Genomic DNA, 21,459 nt, shown 5'->3' on the forward strand with positions numbered 1-21,459 from the left:
TCATGCCTCTTTCAAATGTCAGGAACGGTAAAGGCGGCTGTATTGCAGCTCGTGCCGCATCGACAGCAGCGACAAGCCCGGCGTCCAGTTGCCGATCTCGTCGTCGACCAGGGTGCGCGCCATCAGCGCCGCCGCTTCAATCTCGGGGCGCAGCGACAGCAGCAAACGCTGGCCCGCCACCTGCCCCAGCGGCACCGATTTCACGCACACCAGCACCTGGTTTTCAGCCCAGGCAAACAGCATGGCCAGCAGCGCTTCTTCGTGCGGTATGGCCAGCGCCACCACGGCGCAGGCGTAAGCCGTCGGCAAAGCGACTTCCGGCTCGCCCTGCAGCATATCGAGCAGCACGCCATCGGCCACGCCCAGCTCGGCCAGCAGCTTGCTCAGGGAATAACCCATCTGGATAGTCTCGGCGCGGAACTCCGCCGTGTCGCGCGAGGCGATGAAACGTTCGCTCCACAGCCGCACGGCCGATAGATTCTGCTGTTCAAACGCCTGCATCAAGCGCCAGCACACGGGGGCTTCCCAGCGCGCCACCACTTCAAGCAAATGGCCGGCGATCCAGCTGCGCGCCGTGGCCGCGTCGCGCACCAGCCCTTCTTCCAGCGCCGCTTCCAGGCCCTGCGAATAACTGTAGGCGCCGATCGGCAAGGCCGGGCTGGCGAACTGCAGCAGATGCAGCAGGGCCGCGGCCTGCATCATGGCGCGTCGCCAGGGCGGTGTATCTTCTGGCGCAAGGGTACGGGCGCCAGCAAATGCTGGCCGTCGTGGTGGCCGTGGCCGCCGCCGTAGGCGCCCGCTTCCGGCTCGAACGGGGCGCTTTCCCCGGTGACCGTGGCCTGCAAACCTTCCAGCATGTCCTTCAATACCGGATCGCGGCGTATGCGCAGATAGCCATCGCCCAGCTGCGCCTGCGTATGCCGGTTCCCCAGGTGAAAGGCGCAGCGTAATAAAGTGTGGGCGTCGGGACAGCGCACCAGATAAGTCGGTTCAGGCGCGGCCACGATCTGCACCACGATCCCGTCCGGCCCGGTCATCAGGTCGCCATCGCGCAGCACCGTGCCGCGCACGGTAAAAATGGCCGCCTCTTCGCCGGTCGACAGGGTGGCGCGCAGGCGGCATTTTTCACGCTGGTCGTAGGGCAGCACCAGTTGCGCGGCGATGGGGCGGCTATCGCCTGGCCCCAGTTTGGTATGCAGTGTCAGCATGGTGTCTCCTGCTTAAAATAGAAAATAGCGCTGCGCCATCGGCAGCACGACAGCCGCCTCGCACACCAGCAGCTGGCCATCAGCGCGCACAGCATAGGTTTCCGGGTCCACTTCCATATGCGGCGTGGCGCCGTTGTGCACCATGTCGTGCTTGCGCAAGCCGCGCATCTGGCGCACCGGGATCAAGGTCTTGTTCAGCTTGAGCTGGTGGCCGATATCGAGGTCGTAGGCGGCCTGCGAGACAAAGGTAAACGACTTTTTCAGGCCGCCGCCAAAGGCGCCGAACATCATGCGGTAGTGCACGGGCTGCGGCGTGGGAATCGACGCATTCGGGTCGCCCATCTGCGCGGCGGCGATCATGCCGCCTTTTAAGATCATCGATGGCTTGACGCCGAAAAAGGCCGGCTTCCACAGCACCAGGTCGGCGATCTTGCCCGCCTCGATGGACCCCACCACATGCGAAATACCATGCGTGATGGCCGGGTTGATCGTGTATTTGGCGATATAGCGCTTGGCGCGGAAGTTGTCGCTGCGGGCCGTGTCGGGCGCCAGCGGACCACGCTGCACCTTCATCTTGTGCGCCGTCTGCCAGGTGCGCAGTATCACTTCGCCCACTCTTCCCATGGCTTGCGAGTCGGACGACATCATGGAAATGGCGCCGATATCGTGCAAAATATCTTCAGCAGCGATGGTTTCGCGGCGGATGCGCGATTCGGCAAAGGCCACGTCTTCGGCGATCGCCGGATCGAGGTGGTGGCACACCATCAGCATGTCCAGGTGCTCGTCGAGCGTATTGACGGTGAACGGGCGGGTCGGATTGGTCGACGAGGGCAGCACATTCGATTGGCCCACGGCCGCGATGATGTCGGGCGCATGGCCGCCGCCCGCCCCTTCCGTATGAAAGGTGTGGATGGTGCGGTCCTTGAAGGCGGCCAGCGTGTGTTCCAGGAAGCCGCCCTCGTTCAGCGTGTCGCTGTGCAGCGCCACCTGGATATCCATGCGATCGGCGACCGACAAACAATTGTCGATGGCGGCCGGCGTGCTGCCCCAGTCTTCGTGCAGCTTCAAGCCGATGGCGCCCGCGCGCACCTGCTCTTCCAGCGGTTCGGGCAGGCTGACATTGCCCTTGCCCATGAAGCCCAGGTTCATCGGAAAGGCGTCGGCCGCCGCCAGCATGGCGTGCAGATGCCAGGGGCCCGGCGTGCAGGTGGTGGCGGCCGTGCCGGTGGCCGGCCCGGTGCCGCCGCCCAGCATGGTGGTCACGCCGCTCATCAAGGCTTCCTCGATCTGCTGCGGGCAAATGAAATGGATGTGCGTATCGACCCCGCCGGCCGTGACGATCAAGCCTTCGCCAGCGATGATTTCGGTCGCGCCGCCGATGACCAGGGTCACGCCGGGTTGAATATCGGGGTTGCCCGCCTTGCCGATGCCGAAAATGAGGCCATTCTTCAAGCCGATATCGGCTTTCACGATGCCCCAGTGGTCGAGGATGACGGCGTTGGTGATGACGGTGTCCATTACCTCGGCGGCGCAGCGCTGCGACTGGCCCATGCCGTCGCGTATCACCTTGCCGCCGCCAAATTTCACTTCTTCGCCATAGATGGCGTAATCATGCTCGATTTCGATGAACAGTTCCGTATCGGCCAGGCGGATACGGTCGCCCGTGGTCGGGCCAAACATTTCAGCATAAGCACTGCGCGGTATGCTGGCCATCTCAGGGCTTTCCGGCCGGTTTTTCCTTCAGCTTGCCCATTACCTGGCCATTGAAACCGAATACCTTGCGGTCACCGGCCAGCGCCACCAGTTCCACCGTACGCTGCTGGCCTGGCTCGAAACGCACGGCGGTGCCAGCGGCGATATTGAGGCGCATGCCATAGGCGCGCCAGCGCTCGAAGGACAGCGCCGGATTGACTTCAAAAAAGTGGAAATGCGAACCGACCTGTATTGGCCGGTCACCCCGGTTGGCTACCACCACCGTGGCCGTTGCACGGTCGATATTGAGACCGATCTCGCCTTCTTCCAATTGATATTCACCGGGGATCATGCTGGCTCCTTATTGTTTCTTCTATCGGGTCTGAAAAACGCAGTGCGTTACGGTATTGGCTGGTGCACGGTTACCAGCTTGCTGCCATCGGGGAAGGTGGCCTCGACCTGGATATCGGGGATCATGTCGGCAACACCGTCCATGACATCGTCGCGCGTCAGCATTTGCGCGCCATCCGACATCAGCCGCGCCACCGACTTGCCATCGCGCGCGCCCTCCATGATGGCCGCGCTGATAAAAGCCACCGCTTCGGGATAATTCAGTTTCAAGCCGCGCGCCATGCGCCGTTCGGCCAGCAGCGCTGCGGTAAAAATCAACAGCTTGTCTTTTTCGCGTGGACTCAGATCCATAGTTTGTCTCTCTCTTGTCAGGTATTCCAGATACGGGGCACGACGGCCACGCGCCCCAGGATGGCCGGGCGCAGCAGCTGCCAGGCGGCCAGCATGGCCGACCGCGCGGCCTCGCTATCGGTCCCCAGCAGGCGCACCACTACCACTGTTTTCATGTGCGTCACGCCCAGGCGCGCGCCGTCCGGCACGACGATGGCCCGCAAGGCTTCGATCACGCTGTTGGGCACCGGGCCGCCGACGGCGATCAGGGTGGCGCATACGCTGCGCCCGTGCATGCCCAGCGGACCGGCCATCAAGGGACCGGCCGCCGCCAGCACGCCCTGCTCCCACCACAGCAGCTTGCCGCCGCGGCGTATCTGCGTATGCTGGCCTATGCTGCCGCTGTTGAACGATTCGCCCGAGGCGCTGCGGCCCAGGCAGATGATGTCGCAGCCGATATAGCAGGCGTCCGGCGCCAGTTCCACCTCGTGGCGCAAGCGCACGCAAGCCTGGTCAAAGAAGATGCCCTCTTGCGGCAGCCACTCGATGGCCGCGCCCGCACCGGCGCGCAGCAGAATGTGCTGGCCCGAGACATGGCCATTGGCGCGGTACCACTTGGCCGCGCCGGGCGACGTGAGAAAAGCATGGGCGCCCTCGCCCACGGTCGCTTGCACGGCCAGCTGGTCGCCGCCCACCACGCCGCCCGGTGGATGGACGATGATGGCGTGGCAGACCGTGCCGCCTTCCGGATATAAAGCTTTTTGTACGCGCAGGGGGCCGCTGTGTCGCCGCTCGACCAGCCGGCTGACGCCATCGTGCAGCGCAAAGCCCAGGCTCAGCTGCGCCTGCCAGGCGCTGTGGGCGCTGGTCTGCGGCAGTACGGCAAGGCTGGCGGTAGAGCAGTCGGGCATAAAGTCCATCGCTATAGGGCAAAGCAACAGACTTCATTAAGCAGGATGTATGCCAGAGAGAGATGGCGGGAAATCAGCGGCGCGGCCGTGAGAATGCTGCACCGTGGCGTGGCAGCTGCACTGCATTGGTGCATTTGCCACGCCATGGGTTTAATCAGGCGATCAAGGTGCAGCCAACGCCGCGTCAGGGTAAGGCCCTTTGCCGCCGGCCGCGATGAAATGGTCGATGCGGCGTTCCAGCACGGGCAGCGGTACCGAGCCCAGTTCCAGCACCGTGTCGTGGAAGGCGCGGATATCGAAGCGCTCGCCCAGCGCCGCTTCAGCCTTGCGCCGGCCTTCGAGTATGCTCATTTCGCCCAGGTAGTAAGACAAGGCCTGGCCCGGCCACGAGATATAGCGGTCGACTTCCGTCTCGATTTCATGCGGCGACAGCGCCGTATTATCGTGCAGATAAGCCTGTGCCTGCGCGCGCGTCCAGCCCTGCGCATGGATGCCCGTATCGACCACCAGCCGCGCCGCGCGCCAGGCCTGGTAGCTCAGCATGCCGAAGGTTTCATAGGCGGTTTCATAGATGCCCATCTCGGCGCCCAGGCGTTCGCAATACAGGGCCCAGCCTTCGCCATAGGCTGAAATATAGGCGCGGCGGAAGGCCGGCCGCCCTTGCTGTTCCAGCGCGATCGGCATCTGGAAAGCGTGGCCGGGCGCCGATTCGTGCAAAGTCAAGGCCGGCATGCTGTACAGGGGGCGCGATGGCAAATCGTAGGTGTTCACCAGATAAATACCGGGGCCGCCACGCGCCGAGGTGTAATGGGGCGCCTGCTCGGGCGGCACGGGGATGATGGCGAAGCGCTGGCGCGGCAGGTAGCCGAAATACTGCGCCGCCCTGGCGTCGAACTTCTTGGCGACCCAGGCCGAGCGCATCAGCAGTTCTTCCGGCGTGCGCGCATAAAACTGCGGATCGCTGCGCAAGAAGTGCAAAAAGGCGGCAAAGTCGCCCTTGAAACCCGTTTGCGCGATGGTCGATTGCATTTCGGCGCGGATCTTGCGCATTTCCTGCAAACCGATGGCATGGATCTGCGCGGCGCTCAAGGTGGTGGTGGTAAATTCCGTGATCTTCGACTGGTAATAGGCTTTACCGTCAGGCAGGCTCTCGGCCGCCAGGGTCTGGTTCGCACCCGGTATATACACGTCGCGCATGAAGGCCAGCAGTTCGGCGTAGGCCGGCATGACAGCCTCGCGTATGGCCTGCGTGGCCGCTGCCCGTAAAGCCGCCTGCTGCTGCGCCGGCATGGCGGCCGGCAGCTGGCGCAGGGACTGATAAAACAAGGTCGCTTGCGGATCCGGCGCCTGCGCCACCGCGACCAAAGCCTGTTCGCGGCCAGCCAGGGTCACTTGCGGCGGCGTAAAGCCGCGCGCCAGGCCGGCGCGCATATTGGCTATCTGTTCGTGGAAATAGCGCGGCACATCGTTCAGCTGCGCGATATAGCTGCGGTATTGCGCCTCGGTGCGGCGCGGCTTGCGGGCGATGTAGGCCAGGTCGTTCCAGAAGGCGGTATCGGCATTGAGCGGCTTTTCATATTCGCGGAAACGCTGCTCGGCCAGCAAGGCGCCCACCTGCGCGTGATAGACGGCGTAGTTGATGCCCTCTTCCTCGTCCAGGCTGGCCACGTCGAGTCCATCGAGCCGCGCCAGCACATCGGCCCAGTAGGCGCGCCGGGCTTCCTGGGTGGCCGGGTCCACGCGCGGCAACGCGGCGCTGTCATCGCCATCCTGCGCCTGGCGCCATGTCCATTCGGTGGTATAGATGTGCCGGAACTGCGTTTCGGCGGCGGAAGGTGCGGCAGTAGCGGTGGCGGCGCCGCCCAGCAGAAGGCAGGCGCAGAACAAAGCAGGAAGCAAGGCAGGAGCGAGTCTTTTCACGGTTTATCTGTCGAGTCAAAAAGAGCCAGCATAGCCGTTCAGACCAAGGCCAGCAGCCTTTTTTCGCGCAGCAGGGCCGTGAAAGCTTGCGCCGCCAAGGGCCGGCTGAAGTAATAGCCCTGCATTTCGTCACAGCCATGCGCCGCCAGGAAATCGACCTGGGCCCGCGTTTCCACGCCTTCGGCGATCACCCGCATATCCAGGTTGTGCGCCAGCGAGATGACGGAAAGGGCGATGGCCGCGTCGCTGCTGCTGGTGGTGACGTCGTCCACAAACGACTTGTCGATCTTCAGCACGTCGATGGGAAAGCGCTTCAGATAACCGAGGCTGGAGTAGCCGGTGCCAAAGTCGTCGAGCGAAATGCTCACGCCGATATCCTTCAGGCGCGTCAAGGCCGCCACCGCCTTGTCCGGGTCGCCCATCACCGTGCTTTCCGTGATCTCGATGCCCAGGCAGGCGGGCGGAATGCCGTATTTGCGCAGGGTCGCTTCGACGAACGGCACCGTATGGTCTTGCGCAAACTGCTTGCCCGACAGGTTGACGGCCACCTTGATGCGGCCCAGGCCCGCGTCGTGCCAGCTGCGGATTTGCGCGCACACGCTTTCCAGCACCCACTCGCCAATGGCGGTGATCAGGCAATACTCTTCGGCCAGCGCGATGAACAGGCCGGGCGGCACTTTGCCCAGCACCGGATTTTCCCAGCGCAGCAAGGCTTCCGCCCCCAGCATGGCCCCTGTGCGCAGGCAGATCTGCGGCTGGTAATGCACGTCGAATTCGTCGCGCGCGATGGCGCCGCGCAGCTGCTGCTGCATCGCCAGCCTGGCGCGGATATCGCTGCCCATGCGCTCCGTAAAAAAGGCATAGTGGTCGCGCCCGGTTTCCTTGGCACGCACCAGGGCCGTGTCGGCGTGGCGCAGCAAGTCGTCAAGGCTGTCGCCATCGGCCGGGTACATGGCGATGCCGATGCTGGTGGTGAGCGCCAGGCGCTCGCCATTGACGCTGAGTTCACCACGCAAGCCAGCCAGGATGGTTTGCGCCAGGGACAGCGTGCGGCCCAGCAGCGCATCGTCCTGCAGCAGTATCTGGAATTCGTCGCCGCCCTGGCGCGACACGGTATCGCCATCACGCACGCAGCCCGTGAGAAAACGCGCCACCACCTGCAGGGCCTTGTCGCCCACGGCCTGGCCATGCGAATCGTTGATGTTCTTGAAGCGGTCCAGGTCCAGGCACAGCAGCACCAGTTGCTGGCCATCGCGCTCAGCCTGCGCGCGCGCCTGCTTGAAGCGCCGGGCCATCAGTGCGCGGTTGGGCAGGCCCGTCAGCGCATCGTGATAAGACAAAAAGTCGATCAGGTGCTGTTCAGCCTTGCGCTCGCTGATATCGAGGAAGACGCCCACGTAATTGATAACGGCGCCCCCCGCTTCAGGACCGTAGACCGTCGATACGCTGAGCAGACAGGGATAGGTGTCGCCGCTCTTGCGCCGCGTCTGCACCTCGCCCGACCAGCTGCCGCTGACGCGCAAGCCCTGGCGCATGGCGTCGAGCACGCTGGACTGCGTGTCGTCGGCATGCAGCGTCAGAATATCCAGGCCCAGCACTTCCTGCGCCGTATAAGCGGTGATGCGCGTGAAGGCGGGATTGGAAGCGACGATCAGACCGGCCGGATCGGTGATCAGGATGGCGTCCTGGGTAGCGTCGAAAACTTGTGCGGACAGGCGCAGCAATTCCTCGTTGGCGCGGCGTATCTGCACTTCCTGGGCCAACTGCGCCGTACGTTCCAGCACGCGCTGTTCCAGGCTGGCCCGCTCCTGCGCCAGCTGCTTTTGCGCCCGCCCCAGACGCACATGGGCATCGGTGCGGGCCAGGATTTCCTCGGCCTGAAACGGTTTCGCAATGAAGTCGACGGCGCCCAGCGCAAAACCGCGCACCTTGTCGTCCGTGTCATGCTGGGCCGACAGGAAGATCACCGGTACCTGGCGCAGTTCGGGCGATGCTTTCAGGCGCCGGCACACTTCAAAACCATCGAGGCCGGGCATGCGCACGTCGAGCAGTATCAGTTCCGGCGGACGCGCCTGGGCCGTCCATAGTGCCAGCTCGCCGTCCGGCGCCTGCCGCACCGTATAGCCAGCGCCGCCCAGCAAATCGCCGAGCAGCTTCAGCGACGCCGGCGTGTCTTCGACGATCAGTATTTCGCCCTTCGTGTTCGCTTCCGGAAAATCGCGATGCATGTAGCAGTTCTCTCCGCTTTGGATGGGGTGCAACGGCGGACCGCCGGCCGGATAAGGCAGTACTTCACAGTGAACTACGTACTATCATCATAATCTTTATTGCAATAAAGCACCATCCATCCCTTGCACTTCAGGCAGCTTTTTCATCAATCCGATGTTGGCATCCCACACTCCCTGCGTCTCGAGCAAAGTGCACAACTGGCGGTATTGATGCTGCTCCAGCATCGCTTGCAGCGGCGCCACCAGTGGCTGTGCCGGTGGCGGCAGGGTTTCCAGCAACTGCGCCACCCTGTCCAGGTTCAGTTCGCGCAAGGCCATCAGCAGCGCCGTGCGTTGATCCGGCGTCAACACGGCCAGCTCGTGCGCCTGCAGCGGCTGACGGCTTTCCGCCGCCGGGGAGCCTGGCATCGCGGCGGGCGCAGACGCCGCCGCCTCGGCCGCCTGCACCGGGATGCTGAAGCGGAAGGTGGCGCCCTGTCCCGGCGTGGACTCCAGGGTCAGCTCGCCCTTCATCAACTGCACGAATTCGCGCGAAATGGCCAGGCCCAGTCCCGTGCCGTCTTGCGGTCCGGCGCTGTCGGCTTGCACGAAGGGTTCGAAGATGCGTTGCTGGTCGCGGGCGGCGACGCCGATGCCCGTGTCAGCGACGGCAAAGTGCAAGCGCCATGCATCGCCGGCCAGATGCTCCCCCCGCACGCGCAAGGTAATGGTGCCGCTGCCGGCAAACTTGACGGCGTTCGACATCAGGTTCAGCAGCACCTGGCGCAAGCGGGTGGCGTCCAGCCATGCAGCCGGCGGCACGCAGGCACAATCGAGGCGCAGGGCCAGTCCCTGCTGCTCGGCGCGCATGCCCAGCATGTCCATCACTTCCTGCAGCAGCGGCGCCAGCACGGCCACTTCGGCCTGCGTCGACAGCCGCCCCGCCTCGGCCTTGGACAGCTCGAGTATCTCGTTAATCAGGGTCAGCAGATGACTGCCCGAACGGTGGATGATCTCGAGCTTGCGTTTTTCATCGGCCTGCATATGGGGCGAGGCCGCCATCAGGCCTGAAAAGCCGATCACGGAATGGAGCGGCGTGCGCAATTCATGGCTCATATTGGCCAGGAAGGTGCTCTTCGCGCGGTTCGCCGCCTGCGCCTGGCTGACGGCCACCGACAGCGCGCCCGTGCGCTCGGCCACCAGCTCTTCGAGATGATGGCGATGGCGCAGCAATTCCAGCTCCGCCTCGCGATGCGCCGTGATGTCGTAATTCGAGCCCACCAGGCGCATCGCGTGGCCCGCGCCGTCGCGGAAGATCACGGCGTCTATCCTGATGTAGCGGATGCTGGCGTCGGGCCAGACGATGCGGTATTCATGCGCGAACGCCTGGCCGGAGAGCAGCGCCGCGGCGATGGCTTTTTCCGTCGCCACCACATCTTCGGGCACCATGGTGGCGCGCCAGATCGCCGATGGCCGCATGCCGCTGGCCGGGTCAGCCTTGAACTGCGCGTACATCTGCTCGTCCCATTCCAGCTCGTCGTCAATCACGTTCCAGTCCCAGATGCCGATGCTGGCCGCGCCGGTCGCCATCTGCACGCGCTCTTCGCTGCGCTGCAAGGCGCGGTAGCGGCTATCGAGCAGGGACACCATGTCGCGGATGGAGCGGTACAGGGCGCGCAGCTCGCCCAGGAACCAGGCCTTGGGCGGCATATCGGCCGCATCGCCCTGCCCCGCCTTGACGCCGGCCGCATACTGGCCGATAGCCTTCAATGGCTTGAGCAGCAAGCGCCACATCAGCAGCCAGATGCTGGCCACCAGGATCACATCGAGCGCCACGATCATGGCGGCGATGGCCAGCGCGCGCTGGCGCAGCTGTGCATGCAGCAGGGCCGGCGACGCATACACGGCCACGCCGCCGATTACCTGCCCGCCCAACGTCACCCTGCGCCGCTCGACCAGCAAGCCGGGATCATCGGGCGGCGCAGCCACGCTGTCAAAACCGCCATCGGCATTGCGGTGCAGGACTAGGGCCTCCTTGACTAGCGCCGGCGTCAGCGCGCTGGCCACCAGTTCACGGTTGCCCAGGGTGCTGCGCATGATCGCCTGCATCTGCCTGTCGTCCAGATTCCACAAGGGCAGTTCCATCGCCACGGCCAGCTGGTCGGCACTCACCGACAGGCTCTGGTACAACTGCTGCCAGCGCTGTTCCCGTTCGGACTGGTAAAACAGCACAGCAAACACCAGCAGCAGCACCGTGACGACAAACGTCAGCGCCACGCTGACAGCGAGCACGATGGACACTCCCCCCAGGCTACGTCCCCGCCTATCCGTTCCCGCCGCCATGTCCATGCTGTCCCTTGCCTGTCGCCACTCTGTTAGCCGCTCCACCGTCACGCGGCATGCGCGGCACAGATAATTATCAACATAATAATGTCAATTGCATAGGCAAGTCTATGGCTTGGAACATTTCCTCAGATCAGATCATCACTGATCCGCAGCCGCACTGATACCAAATAATTCCAGCTTCAGGCCGTGTATGCCGGACGGCACATAGATTGCAATTGCCTGGGCCTTGATCATGGCATCGTAAATGCTGCCCTTGTTTTCAATCGAAAAATAATAGGTATTGGGCCGAACCGGTACTTCGGCCGGAACTTGCGCCATATGACGCAGCTCGACGCCGGGCAGTGCCCGCGCCAGCAATAGCTCGATATTGTCTGGCGATGAAATCTTGAATTGCAACGGTACCGTGGCAACCAGCTCCAGTGCCGGCATATCGGCATTGACAGCCAGGCAAAGCTCGGTCTGTCTATCGATGCGGCTGGCCTCAAGAAAACCATGATAGTGCGTGTTTTTTTGCGCATCGTTGGACAGGGCGATCGGGAAGTAGCGCGACAGCAGCACGGTATCGATCAAGTCCCGGATGATCGCGTCGAGTTTGCCAAAACCTGGCCCCACGTCTTCATGGCGATAGGCAGGCAAATCGCCCAAGGTGTATTTTTTCGAAAAGGTCATCAAGCCGCCGGCCAGCGCCATCAGTTGTTCGAACAACTGTACCGGGTGATGGCGCCGATAAGCCGCACAATGGCTCAGTACGGCGCTGGCGGTACTCAATGTGTTCAGCATCCAGAACGAGGAAATGTCACCGCTATGGAATTCAACCGTGTTTTTACCGGCTTGCCGGTGGCGGCTGTACAGCGCTTCTATTTTTGCGCCCATGCGCTCAAGCAGGGAATCGAGCATGGTCTGCAAGGCCGGTTCCGCACTGATGCTCAAACCGGGCGGGATGAAGGAAGTATCAATGTCAAAGCTGCCATTGCCTGCGCGGCGCAAGCGTATCAAGGGGATGGCAAGGTAATCATGCAGCGGATCGAGCTGCGACAACAGGCGCACGCGTTTCTTCAGGTAGGCCACCTCGATGCTGACCGCTTCGCTGTACAGATCAGGTGTCTCAACATCGGCCTGAACGTAGCGCGCGCCAGAGGCAGATACATTTCCGCCATGCGCCTGCATGGCGGGCAAGGCCGCATAAAATGTAAAGCTATGTTCGCTTGATGGCAAGGTGGACAGGTCAACCGCGCTGGGCAGCACATCGCCGAGCGGCGCCTCGTACATCTCGCCATCCTGAAATACCAGTGACATCGTATCGGCCCGCAGACTATTGTTGGCCAGGGCATCCGAATTCCAGTTGATCGTCTGCACGCCCCACAGATGGGGATTAATCAAGGAGGCCAGGCGTTGCAGACGCGCTTCATGATAGCGGTCCAATTGCTGGAATTGCTGGGGGCCGATGGCCAATCCTTCCGACCATAATAGTTTTGATGGCAAACTCATTGCGTTCTCCGTTGTCATGGCTGGGATCTTTGCTGCCTTGCCAGTCTGAAGTTGCCAGCTTGAAAGTCTTTGATGTTGCGCAGCATCCCTATGCAATTATTTGCGCAAGCGCAATTTACCGTGGCGCAGACGCTCCGATACTGGCCTCTTCGCAGCTTTGCCGCCAGGAGCACACCATGTCCCGTTATCACGCGCCAGCAACACCCGTAGCCACGCAGCGTGATAGCAAGAACTAAGCATGGACGACTTGCTGCCATATTTCGAGCGGGAACTGGTCATGCTGCGGCGGCATTGCCGGGAATTCGCCGAACGCTATCCCAGGATTGCCGGCAAACTGCACATGTCCGGCGAATCCTGCGAAGATCCGCATGTGGAGCACCTGATCGAATCAGTGGCCATGCTGGCGGCACGTATCTCGAAACGGCTTGACGACGATTACCCGCAATTTACCGAAGCCTTGTTCGAAGCACTGTTTCCGCATTACCTAAGGCCCTTTCCATCCTGCGCCATCGTGCACCAGGATATGCCGGCGCCTGGTGCGGGCGCACGCCACCTTCCGGCCAATAGCGAGCTGGATTCGGCTGCGGTACGCGGCGTACGCTGCCGCTTCAAGACGGTCTACGACATGACAACAGGAACATCCACCCTAGAGCATGCGAGTTTCGACGCCATGATCAAGGCGCCTGCTGGCGTGCGCCTGCCCATCATGGTCAGTTCCTCGCTGAACATCGTCATCCGGCATCTTGACGCACCGCCGGCATCCCTGCGTGTTTTCATCAATGGCGAACCGTCGTTTGCGGCCGCCCTGCGCGACGCCCTGTTCATGCGCACCACCTGCGCCTTTGTGGAAGCTGAAGCAGGACCGTGGATTGCACTAGCGGCAGTACCGTTGAAGCCAGTCGGTTTTGCTGAAACAGAGGCATTGATACCGTTCGGCGCGCGTTCCCAGCCCGCCTACCGCATCCTCAGCGAATACTTTGCCTACCCGGAAAAATTCAACTTCCTTGATATCGATATCGCTGCGCTCAGCGCTTTCCTGCCGGCTGGCTGCCGGTGCTACACCCTGCATCTGGGCATGGCGGGCTTGCGCCCGGATTCCGATATTGCACGCATGCTAACGAGTATTTCCAAGGCAAATCTGCTACTGGGCTGCAGCCCGGTGGTGAACCTCTTCCGCCAAAGTGGCGTACCGATAGCCATCACCCGCCAAAAAACCGACTACGCCGTGTTGGCCCATGCCACCCACGCGCATGGCTACGAAGTGCTAGGCATCGATGCCGTCCATCTGCTGCGCCAACGCGGAGGCGATAGCACGCTGACCGAATTTCGCCCGCTGTATAGCTTGCGCCACGGCGAAGGGGCGGCACACCACTACTGGGTGTTACGCCACGACGAACATCTCGCTGAAAAAAGCCCTGGCCACGAGAAAAAAATCACGCTGGTCGATAGCGACTTCAATCCCCTGCTACACGAAAAGGCCAGCCTGTCGCTTGAGCTGACATGCAGCAACCGGGATTTGCCGCTGGCGCTCAAATACGGCCAGCCACAAGGAGATCTGCAGCCCTGCAGCGGCGGCACCGCATTGCGCCTGTTACGCCGCCCCAGCCCACCGCGCCGTTTCGCACCGGGCTTTGGGCTGCACTGGCGCCTGATTTCCCATTTGACCTTAAACCACCATGCGCTGGCACAAGAAGGCTTGCCCGCCTTGCGCGAAATGCTGACGCTGTATGACCTGGCCCAGTCAGCTACCTCACAAAGGCTGATCAACGGTATCGCCGCGCTGGCGCATCAGCCGGCCACGGCATGGCTACGCCACCAGCGCGGCACCTCGCTGGTGCACGGCGTCGAATTGCGCATGACGCTAGATGAAGCAGCCTTTGTTGGCAGCAGCATGCATTTGTTTGTCCAGGTGATCGATCACTTTCTTGGACTGTATGTCCAAATCAACAGTTTTATCGAGTTGATCGTGCTGTCACTGCAAAGCGGAGAGGAGTTGATCCGATGCAAGCCAAGAAGCGGACTGCAGAATCTGGTGTAATCCAGCACCTGCTCGCCGAACCTTACCGCTATCAGTTTGTACAAGCGGTGCGCATTGTGCTGCGCTGGCTACGCCAGCACGATGTGGCCCATGAACAAGCTTTTAGCCAGGTACTGCGTTTTGAAAACAGCCTGTCGCTGAATTTTCCCGCCAGTGAAATCGCAGGCCTCTCCCATGAGGAAAATGGGCAGATCACCGTGACGCCAGCGTTCATCGGGCTGCTAGGCGTCAGCGGCAGCTTGCCCCTGCACCATTCAGAACGCATTGCAACGTATCGGTATTTAACAAAAGATAGTGGCGTATCGGCCTTCCTCGGCATCTTTTCGCATCGCATGGTGGTGCTGTTCTGCCAGGCCTGGGGCAAATACCGCCTGGAAGATGCGCTGGACACCCAAGCCAGGGACGATCAGCTGCCATTGCTGATGGCGCTGGCAGGCGTCCAGCGCAATGCCTTGCCGGTCAGCAGCGAGGATGGCGCCGTAAGCCAGGACGTGGCGGCCTGGTATGCAGGACTGCTGCGCAGCCGCCCCGTCTCCGCGCAGGCAATTGCGCGCGTGCTGGCCGAATACTGCGGGGTCGCAGTCGAACTGGAACAATTTGTCGGCGGCTGGGACACTCTGCCAGCAAACCGGCGCAGCCTGCTAGGCAGCACAAATTTCACCCTGGCGCGCGGCGCCACCCTGGGCGTGCGCATGTGGCGCCATGACATGCGGGTACGGCTCAACATCGGCCCCTTAAGCCCGGCCGAGTTGCAACGTTTCCTGCCGCGCGGCGCTGGCGCCAGAGCACTGGCAAGAATGCTGACCCTGTTTGGCCTGCCTGACTTGCAATATGAAGTGCGGCTGGCGCTGAGTTCCCCCTGCATCACCGCCATGGTCTTGCATCCCCGCCCGTCGGAGCGATGCCGGCTGGGATGGACTACTTTCTTGCCGGACGCGCAAGGCCAGGTACGCAGCGCCAGCGTGCGTTATCTGCTGCAGCGCACTTGCACATCACCTAGCTGAAAACGAGGAAACCATGAAACATCAGGGACGCGGCGTGATCCGGCTCGGCGATCAGACCGATCACGGCGGCAAAGTCACCAGCGCATCGTCTGGCACGACCGTGATGGGACTGGCGGCGGCACTGTCCGATGACATGACCTTTTGCCCCAAGTGCAAAGGCAGTTTTGCCATCAAGCCTGACGGTGCCGGCGCAAAACACATGGGCAAGCCATACGCCTACGACGGCGACGCCACCGCTTGCGGCGCTCACCTGATCACATCGCTGTAAGGGAGGCTGGCAATGACTGTCACCACGCTCGAAGCGCTATCCGTACTGAATTTCGCTTCACAAGAGCAGCGCCTGTTGCGGCTGGACTTTCCGCGCGATGACGGCCCCGACGGCGTAATCCTGCTGGTCAATTCAATCACGGCCATGGAGGAAGTATCGCGCGATTTTCGCTTCGAGGCCGAACTGCTGTCCGACGATGCGCATGTCGCGCTCAAAGCCATGATGGGACGCATGGTCACCATTTCCATGGTGCGCGACGATGGAACGCTGCGCTACTTTAACGGTTATGTAGGCGAATTCAGTCTGCTGCGCGCCGACGGCGGTTTTGCCTGGTACCGCATTGTGCTGCAACCCTGGCTCGCCTTTGCCAGGCTACGCCAGGACAATGTTTCGTTCCATGGCCAAAGCGTGATGCAGCTGACCGAAACGACTTTTGCACACTACCAGCAGCGCGACTGGAAAACCGCCATCCACGGCGATGACCCGCAACTCACCTGCGCCAACCAGCACAACGAAACCGACTACAACCATCTGCACCGGCGCTGGGAGGCGCTGGGCCTGTATTACTGGTATGAGCACCGCGCCGATGGCCATACCCTTTGGCTGGCGGACAACAGCACCCTGGCAGACGTGATCGAGACAGCGCCAGACGACGGCGCCCTGCACTTTCATTGCGAATCGGGTTCCATGGAGGACGATGGAATCAAACAATGGCAAGCCGTGCGGCGGCTGGGATCCGGGCAGTTGACACTGGCCAGTTTCGACTACAAGAATCCGCAGCCACGCCTTGCCACCGGCCATAGCCTGAACCGCCAGGGCGACGTGTTTGGCCACGAATGGTATGAAAACACGGGCGCCTACGGTTATGCCAACACGGATGCAGGCGAGTCGCTGGCGCAGCGCCGCATGGAAGAAAGCGACCACCTGCGCCAATACTTCGAGGCGGAAGGAAATCATCGCGGTATCCAGGCGGGGCGCTGCTTCCGGCTCGACGGGCATTTCAGTGCCGAGGAAAAACGCTATCAAGCGGGACAGGAGCGCCCGGACAATATTGCCGAACGCGAGTATCTGATACTGTCAGCCGAACATATCGCCAGCAACAATTATCAGGCTGGCCACAGAGCGGCATCGCATTACGCCAACACCTTGCGCTGCGTACGCAAGGATATACGCTGGCGCCCAGGCCGCCATTACAACAGTGCGCCGTGCATCGTCGCTGGCGTACAGACGGCGCTGGTAGTCGGGCCCGCTGGCGAGGAAATCCACACTGACGCACTGGGACGTATCCGCTTGAAATTTCACTGGGACCGGCTTGGTGAATTCGATGAGCGTAGCTCACCGTGGATACGGGTCATGATGCCGATGGCCGGCCCGCAAATGGGCCATGTCGCCCTGCCCCGCATCGGCCAGGAAGTGGTCGTGCAATTCCAGGATGGCAATATCGACCACCCCATCGTGATCGGCGTGGTCTATAACAGCAGCAATATGCCGCCATGGCAGTTGCCACAGCAGCGCGCCCTGTCCGGCGTGCGCAGCCGCGAACTCGGCGCCCGCAACGCCAATCACCTGGTGCTCGACGATACCAGGGCGTCCATCCAGGCACAGCTGCGCAGCGAACACCAGGATAGCCGTCTCTCATTGGGCAACATCACGCGCATCGACGATAACGCCGGCCGCAAGGAGGCGCGTGGCGCAGGTTTTGAATTGGCCAGCAATGCCTGGGGTGCGCTGCGCGCCGCCAAAGGCATGCTGATCACGACGGAAACACAGGCCGACACCATCAAACAACTGGCGGAAACCCTGGCGCGGCTGGCGCAAGCGCGTCAGTTACAAGAAGGGCTGGCCGCCATGGCCGTGAGCGCGGGCGCCCAGGACAGCGCCGAACAGCAAGGCAGCGTCGCCGAAGCGATCAAGCGTCAGAACGCCGCCATCAAAGGCAGCGGCAAGGAATTTCCGGAATTGGCCGAGCCGCACCTGGTACTGGCCAGCCCGGCCGGGATCGAACTGAGCACGGCGCAATCGGTGCACCTGGCCGCCAGCGAACATATAGCGCTCAGCAGCGGCAAGAGCATCTCGCTTGCCAGCGGCGACAGCGTCTTTGCCAGCATTGCCAAGACCTTCAGCCTGTTCGTGCACAAGGCCGGCATGAAACTGATCGCCGCCAGCGGCAAAGTCAGCATCGAGGCACATAGTGACGAAGTGGAAGTGATTGCAAAAAAAGTCTTATCACTCATCAGTGAAGCGGACTGGGTCAACATCAAAGGCAAGAAAGGCGTACGCCTGCACGGCGCCAGCCACATGCTGGAAATCAGCGACAAAGTGCAATTCTTCACCTCATCGCCCGTGCTCTTCAACGGCAACCTGGAAACCCTGGCGCCGAAAAGCGTGTCGCAGGAATTTAATGAACGGCCGCATAGCAGTTTTGACCAGGAAGTATTGCTGATGCAAGTCGATGACCAGCCCGCTGTGGGTATCGACTTCGATGTACTTCGCGACGATAGCAATATCACAGGCAAGAGTTCGGAAAGCGGCTCCACGCAAATACAGAAATCCACCGGTATCGATAGCTATGTCATTCGTTATAAGGGAGAACTGCCATGAGCGGCGACGATGCATTGAATAAACGCGGCAATCACCCGAGAGAATTTAGCCAGGGCGTGGGCGGCTGGGCCGAATATACAGTCAGTATGACAGAAACAAAAGATACAACACGGCATGAAGTGACCGTGCCGCCAGGAAAAGTCATCCCTGTTATTTTCCTTCCAGGGGTCATGGGTAGTAATTTGCGCATGAGCAAAGCGCGTCAAACACAGTTAGAACGCCCGGACAATCGGGCATGGCGACCTGATGACATGATGGGTGTGGGAGGCAAGAAGGATGTCGTCACGGGAAGCGGCCTTGGCGGCTGGTTTAAAAACGCAACGCCAGGGCAACGCCAGCTGGTGTTTGACCCGGCCGAAACTGAGGTGGAATATTACTATTACTCGGAAAACAATGACCGCTTCGACCCGGACGGCAAGGAAACCAAGGCTGCCGATGCACGGCATCAAAATGTATCGGATACCTTTACGCCAATTCCACCGTTGATGGGGTCGAACAGGCTATCTGCAACAGCCCAGCCCAGCCGGGGCAAACCTCGCTCTTATGAAAGCCCGGCCCAGATAGCGCGCTGGCGCGGCTGGAGCGAAGTGCTGTTCGCTGGCGCCTATGGCGACATGCTGCGGACGGCGGAACTGCATCTCAACAATATGCTCAGCAATGGCAAAGTACACCCAATGTGGCGTCAGACTAGCGGCCTCGGCGCAATGCTCATGCAAGATCCATCCACTTTTGGCGCAGCATCTGGCGCTGCCATCACCAAAAGTGATCTGAAAAAAATCGCCGCATGCTGGTATCCCGTGCATGCCATGGGTTACAACTTCCTCAAGAGTAACGGGGTTTCTGCCGTCGTGATTGCCAAACGACTACGCGGCCTGCTTAAAGGTTATCAGAAACGGGGCTTCCAATGCGATGAAGTCATTATCGTTACGCACAGCATGGGCGGCCTGCTGGCGCGCGCACTGATACACCCCGACTATGGAAATATGCTCAATGACAAGGAAGTGAAAATCCTGGGCATGTATCACAATGTGATGCCGACCATCGGTGCGGCGGGTGCATACAAGCGCATGCGCTTCGGCTTTCAGGAAAAGACAGGGACTACGGCAGAGTATGAAGCGGAAGTACTCGGTAAAGATGGCATGCATGCGACCGCAATCCTGGCTAATGCACCGGCGCCGCTGGAAATGATGCCTGGAGCAGCATACGGTCAAGATTGGATCAAAGTCGTGGACATTATGGACAAAACTCTGTGGAGCTGGCCCCGGGATGGCGCGACCGCGCTTGAGAGTATTTATCTGCAGCCTGCCAACGCCTGGTGGCGGCTGATTAATCCCGGATGGGTGAATCCGGGAAGGGTTATTGAAAAAAAAGGGGGAGGCATAGATGCGGTTAAAAAAAGAATAGTGAATTCTTGTAAATTCCTTGAATCTATCGAAAAAACATTTCACCCCAACACGTACGCCAGTTACTGCGCATCGAGGAATTTTCTGAGTTATGGCGAAGTCGTATTCAAGGTAACAGAAGGCTTGGGTAACGGGACACCTGGAACTGCAGAAAAATTCAAACCACCACCTGTTGAACAATGGACACTGCTCAGTGATGACGCAAAAGGCTTGCTGAGTGTCCAGGCTGGTTCCCGCATTTTGAAAATAAAACTTATGCCAGCAAGCGCAGCAGGAGATGAAACCGTACCCTCAGAACGTTCAGCGCGGCATATCACCGGCAATCTGTTTGTGCATGGCATAAATGATCAGCCTGGTTATGAACACCAGAGCAGCTATGCCGCTCCAAACGTGCTGGCATCCATGCTGTATTCCATCGTGCAAATCGCCAAAACTGCAAAGTGGGATTGACCATGCGATATCACAAACCAAGAACACCATATTTCTTCAGCACCCTGCTCATACTGACACTACTATCCGCATGTGCCCCAAAAACCAACGCCAGGGAGAATGCTGTGCCTGAATCTGTTCAACTAAGCAAACGTCTGGAAGTGCTGTTCTTAAAAACCAAGCTGCTGTGTTTTGGCCGTTATGCCATCGAAGTGCCAGAAGAAGCGCAACTGATATTTGGCAGTATCTCTTTTTCATCCAGTATTGAGACAATTAAAGGTGGTTTGCCAGCCATGCAAGAGCGTATCGCCGAAGATGTGGCAAGAATAAAATTAGATAGAACTTCAGATATTCGTTACAACGATATTGGACCAATTTCAGGTAGTTGGCAAATAAGGTACTTTGACGATGAAACCTCAAAAAAATATAATTTATTCTTTTTTAATACCTATATAAATAAAGGAGATCTGACATTCATCCTTGGGGATTCTGCTAAAAAAAATGAAACAGAATATTCCACAGTTGAAAGACAAAGTTTCAATGCCAACAACTTACAACTAAGAGATAATAACGAAATACCAATCACTCCAGGTTATTGCCTGGACCATGGCTTCATATCCAATCACCATTATGACAGTCAAGAAATGGCCAGCGCAGGCTTGTATTTCCCCAGCCTTCCAGACGTAACCTTTTCTATTAGTTCAAACAAGGATGCCTACGGTGATTATCCACCAGCCCAGTTTGAGAAAGAAATGCGCGAAGAGTTATCTTTGCTCAAGCGCATACAAGGCGCAAAAGACATACAAGGCAGCAGCTACCCGAAGCGTACCCTGCTGCGCGAAGGCAAGCGCGACGTGCAGCACTGGCATGGTGAAGAATCGCTGATACGACGTAACGACGGCGTGCATGATTTTGAGTGGGCTCTGGTAGGCAAGCCGATGGATGTCGCCTATCCATCGGAATTCAGCGTGCATATGTACACCAAGGTTGAGCACAATATGGTCGGCGCCACCGAGGCCGCATCGCTTAGCGACGACGAGGCAGTAGCCTTATGGGACAAGCTGCTATCCGGCCTGAAATTCCGCGTCAAGGTGCCGGGAGCGCCGCCGGGTTCCTACTATATTGATCCAGACAAACCCAAGCCTGTACCAGCGTCCTGATGGCGGATCGAAGTCAATCATAGAGGAAATACTGGCAAGCAACGGCTCATACGCTGGAATGGGCCGTTGCTTGCAATCTGGTCACGATCACTTCCCGTGCTTC

At 60.3% G+C, this 21,459-nt stretch carries 16 protein-coding genes; 6 read left to right on the forward strand and 10 right to left on the reverse strand.

From position 1 onward, the window contains the following. Positions 1-18 precede the first annotated feature (18 nt). From HDE72_RS21910 to tssK, 10 genes are all read right to left on the reverse strand, one after another. Positions 19-699, reverse strand: coding sequence for an urease accessory protein UreF (locus HDE72_RS21910; protein ID WP_183745768.1), 681 nt, complete (start codon positions 697-699; stop codon positions 19-21). Beyond that, a complete protein-coding gene (gene ureE / locus HDE72_RS21915) occupies positions 699-1,208 on the reverse strand; it encodes an urease accessory protein UreE (RefSeq protein WP_183745619.1) in 510 nt (169 codons plus the stop codon). The genes HDE72_RS21910 and ureE overlap by 1 nt, the downstream gene beginning before the upstream one ends. Before the next feature lie 12 nt (positions 1,209-1,220). Beyond that, a complete protein-coding gene (gene ureC, locus HDE72_RS21920; protein ID WP_183745622.1) occupies positions 1,221-2,921 on the reverse strand; it encodes an urease subunit alpha in 1,701 nt (566 codons plus the stop codon). A 1-nt stretch (position 2,922) separates the two neighbouring features. Then, complete coding sequence (locus HDE72_RS21925) at positions 2,923-3,252, reverse strand: urease subunit beta (protein ID WP_183745637.1); 330 nt, start codon at positions 3,250-3,252, stop codon at positions 2,923-2,925. A 47-nt stretch (positions 3,253-3,299) separates the two neighbouring features. Beyond that, on the reverse strand, positions 3,300-3,602 hold the full coding sequence (locus HDE72_RS21930) for an urease subunit gamma (RefSeq protein ID WP_183745641.1): 303 nt from the start codon (positions 3,600-3,602) through the stop codon (positions 3,300-3,302). Positions 3,603-3,619: 17 nt separating this feature from the next. Further along, entirely contained in the window at positions 3,620-4,492 is an 873-nt protein-coding gene (locus HDE72_RS21935) for an urease accessory protein UreD (protein ID WP_183745644.1), read from the reverse strand. 162 nt (positions 4,493-4,654) lie between these two features. After that, complete coding sequence (locus tag HDE72_RS21940; RefSeq protein WP_183745647.1) at positions 4,655-6,412, reverse strand: DUF885 domain-containing protein; 1,758 nt, start codon at positions 6,410-6,412, stop codon at positions 4,655-4,657. 38 nt (positions 6,413-6,450) lie between these two features. Next, entirely contained in the window at positions 6,451-8,640 is a 2,190-nt protein-coding gene (locus HDE72_RS21945; RefSeq protein WP_183745650.1) for an EAL domain-containing response regulator, read from the reverse strand. A 96-nt stretch (positions 8,641-8,736) separates the two neighbouring features. After that, positions 8,737-10,911, reverse strand: coding sequence for a sensor histidine kinase (locus tag HDE72_RS21950; protein WP_311735271.1), 2,175 nt, complete (start codon positions 10,909-10,911; stop codon positions 8,737-8,739). A 192-nt stretch (positions 10,912-11,103) separates the two neighbouring features. Further along, entirely contained in the window at positions 11,104-12,453 is a 1,350-nt protein-coding gene (gene tssK / locus HDE72_RS21955; protein WP_183745686.1) for a type VI secretion system baseplate subunit TssK, read from the reverse strand. 238 nt (positions 12,454-12,691) lie between these two features. On the opposite strand from tssK, the gene tssF reads away from it, so the two are divergent. The 6 genes from tssF to HDE72_RS21985 are packed head-to-tail and all read left to right on the forward strand — an operon-like array spanning position 12,692 to position 21,356. Next, a complete protein-coding gene (gene tssF / locus HDE72_RS21960; RefSeq protein ID WP_183745690.1) occupies positions 12,692-14,491 on the forward strand; it encodes a type VI secretion system baseplate subunit TssF in 1,800 nt (599 codons plus the stop codon). Next, positions 14,455-15,495, forward strand: a complete 1,041-nt coding sequence (tssG, locus tag HDE72_RS21965; protein WP_183745693.1) for a type VI secretion system baseplate subunit TssG — start codon at positions 14,455-14,457, stop codon at positions 15,493-15,495. The genes tssF and tssG overlap by 37 nt, the downstream gene beginning before the upstream one ends. A gap of 13 nt (positions 15,496-15,508) precedes the next feature. Continuing rightward, positions 15,509-15,763 (forward strand): PAAR domain-containing protein, encoded by a 255-nt coding sequence (locus HDE72_RS21970; protein WP_183745696.1) that lies wholly within the window; start codon positions 15,509-15,511, stop codon positions 15,761-15,763. 12 nt (positions 15,764-15,775) lie between these two features. Next, a complete protein-coding gene (locus HDE72_RS21975) occupies positions 15,776-18,364 on the forward strand; it encodes a type VI secretion system Vgr family protein (protein WP_183745699.1) in 2,589 nt (862 codons plus the stop codon). Beyond that, complete coding sequence (locus HDE72_RS21980; RefSeq protein WP_183745702.1) at positions 18,361-20,217, forward strand: esterase/lipase family protein; 1,857 nt, start codon at positions 18,361-18,363, stop codon at positions 20,215-20,217. The genes HDE72_RS21975 and HDE72_RS21980 overlap by 4 nt, the downstream gene beginning before the upstream one ends. Before the next feature lie 2 nt (positions 20,218-20,219). Next, positions 20,220-21,356 carry a T6SS immunity protein Tli4 family protein gene (locus HDE72_RS21985; protein WP_221291355.1) on the forward strand — a complete coding sequence of 379 codons (1,137 nt, stop codon included), beginning with the start codon at positions 20,220-20,222 and terminating at the stop codon, positions 21,354-21,356. Positions 21,357-21,459: the final 103 nt, after the last annotated feature.

Origin of the sequence: Janthinobacterium saanense, assembly GCF_014200675.1 — a bacterium.
Classification (GTDB): domain Bacteria; phylum Pseudomonadota; class Gammaproteobacteria; order Burkholderiales; family Burkholderiaceae_D; genus Janthinobacterium.

What these genes read in the sequence shown, in the direction of transcription:
- HDE72_RS21910 (WP_183745768.1), bottom strand. Translation starts at nt 699, where the DNA reads ATGCAGGCCGCGGCCCTGCTGCATCTGCTGCAGTTCGCCAGCCCGGCC.
- ureE (WP_183745619.1), bottom strand. Translation starts at nt 1,208, where the DNA reads ATGCTGACACTGCATACCAAACTGGGGCCAGGCGATAGCCGCCCCATC.
- ureC (WP_183745622.1), bottom strand. Translation starts at nt 2,921, where the DNA reads ATGGCCAGCATACCGCGCAGTGCTTATGCTGAAATGTTTGGCCCGACC.
- HDE72_RS21925 (WP_183745637.1), bottom strand. Translation starts at nt 3,252, where the DNA reads ATGATCCCCGGTGAATATCAATTGGAAGAAGGCGAGATCGGTCTCAAT.
- HDE72_RS21930 (WP_183745641.1), bottom strand. Translation starts at nt 3,602, where the DNA reads ATGGATCTGAGTCCACGCGAAAAAGACAAGCTGTTGATTTTTACCGCA.
- HDE72_RS21935 (WP_183745644.1), bottom strand. Translation starts at nt 4,492, where the DNA reads ATGCCCGACTGCTCTACCGCCAGCCTTGCCGTACTGCCGCAGACCAGC.
- HDE72_RS21945 (WP_183745650.1), bottom strand. Translation starts at nt 8,640, where the DNA reads ATGCATCGCGATTTTCCGGAAGCGAACACGAAGGGCGAAATACTGATC.
- tssK (WP_183745686.1), bottom strand. Translation starts at nt 12,453, where the DNA reads ATGAGTTTGCCATCAAAACTATTATGGTCGGAAGGATTGGCCATCGGC.
- tssF (WP_183745690.1), top strand. Translation starts at nt 12,692, where the DNA reads ATGGACGACTTGCTGCCATATTTCGAGCGGGAACTGGTCATGCTGCGG.
- tssG (WP_183745693.1), top strand. Translation starts at nt 14,455, where the DNA reads ATGCAAGCCAAGAAGCGGACTGCAGAATCTGGTGTAATCCAGCACCTG.
- HDE72_RS21970 (WP_183745696.1), top strand. Translation starts at nt 15,509, where the DNA reads ATGAAACATCAGGGACGCGGCGTGATCCGGCTCGGCGATCAGACCGAT.
- HDE72_RS21975 (WP_183745699.1), top strand. Translation starts at nt 15,776, where the DNA reads ATGACTGTCACCACGCTCGAAGCGCTATCCGTACTGAATTTCGCTTCA.
- HDE72_RS21980 (WP_183745702.1), top strand. Translation starts at nt 18,361, where the DNA reads ATGAGCGGCGACGATGCATTGAATAAACGCGGCAATCACCCGAGAGAA.
- HDE72_RS21985 (WP_221291355.1), top strand. Translation starts at nt 20,220, where the DNA reads ATGCGATATCACAAACCAAGAACACCATATTTCTTCAGCACCCTGCTC.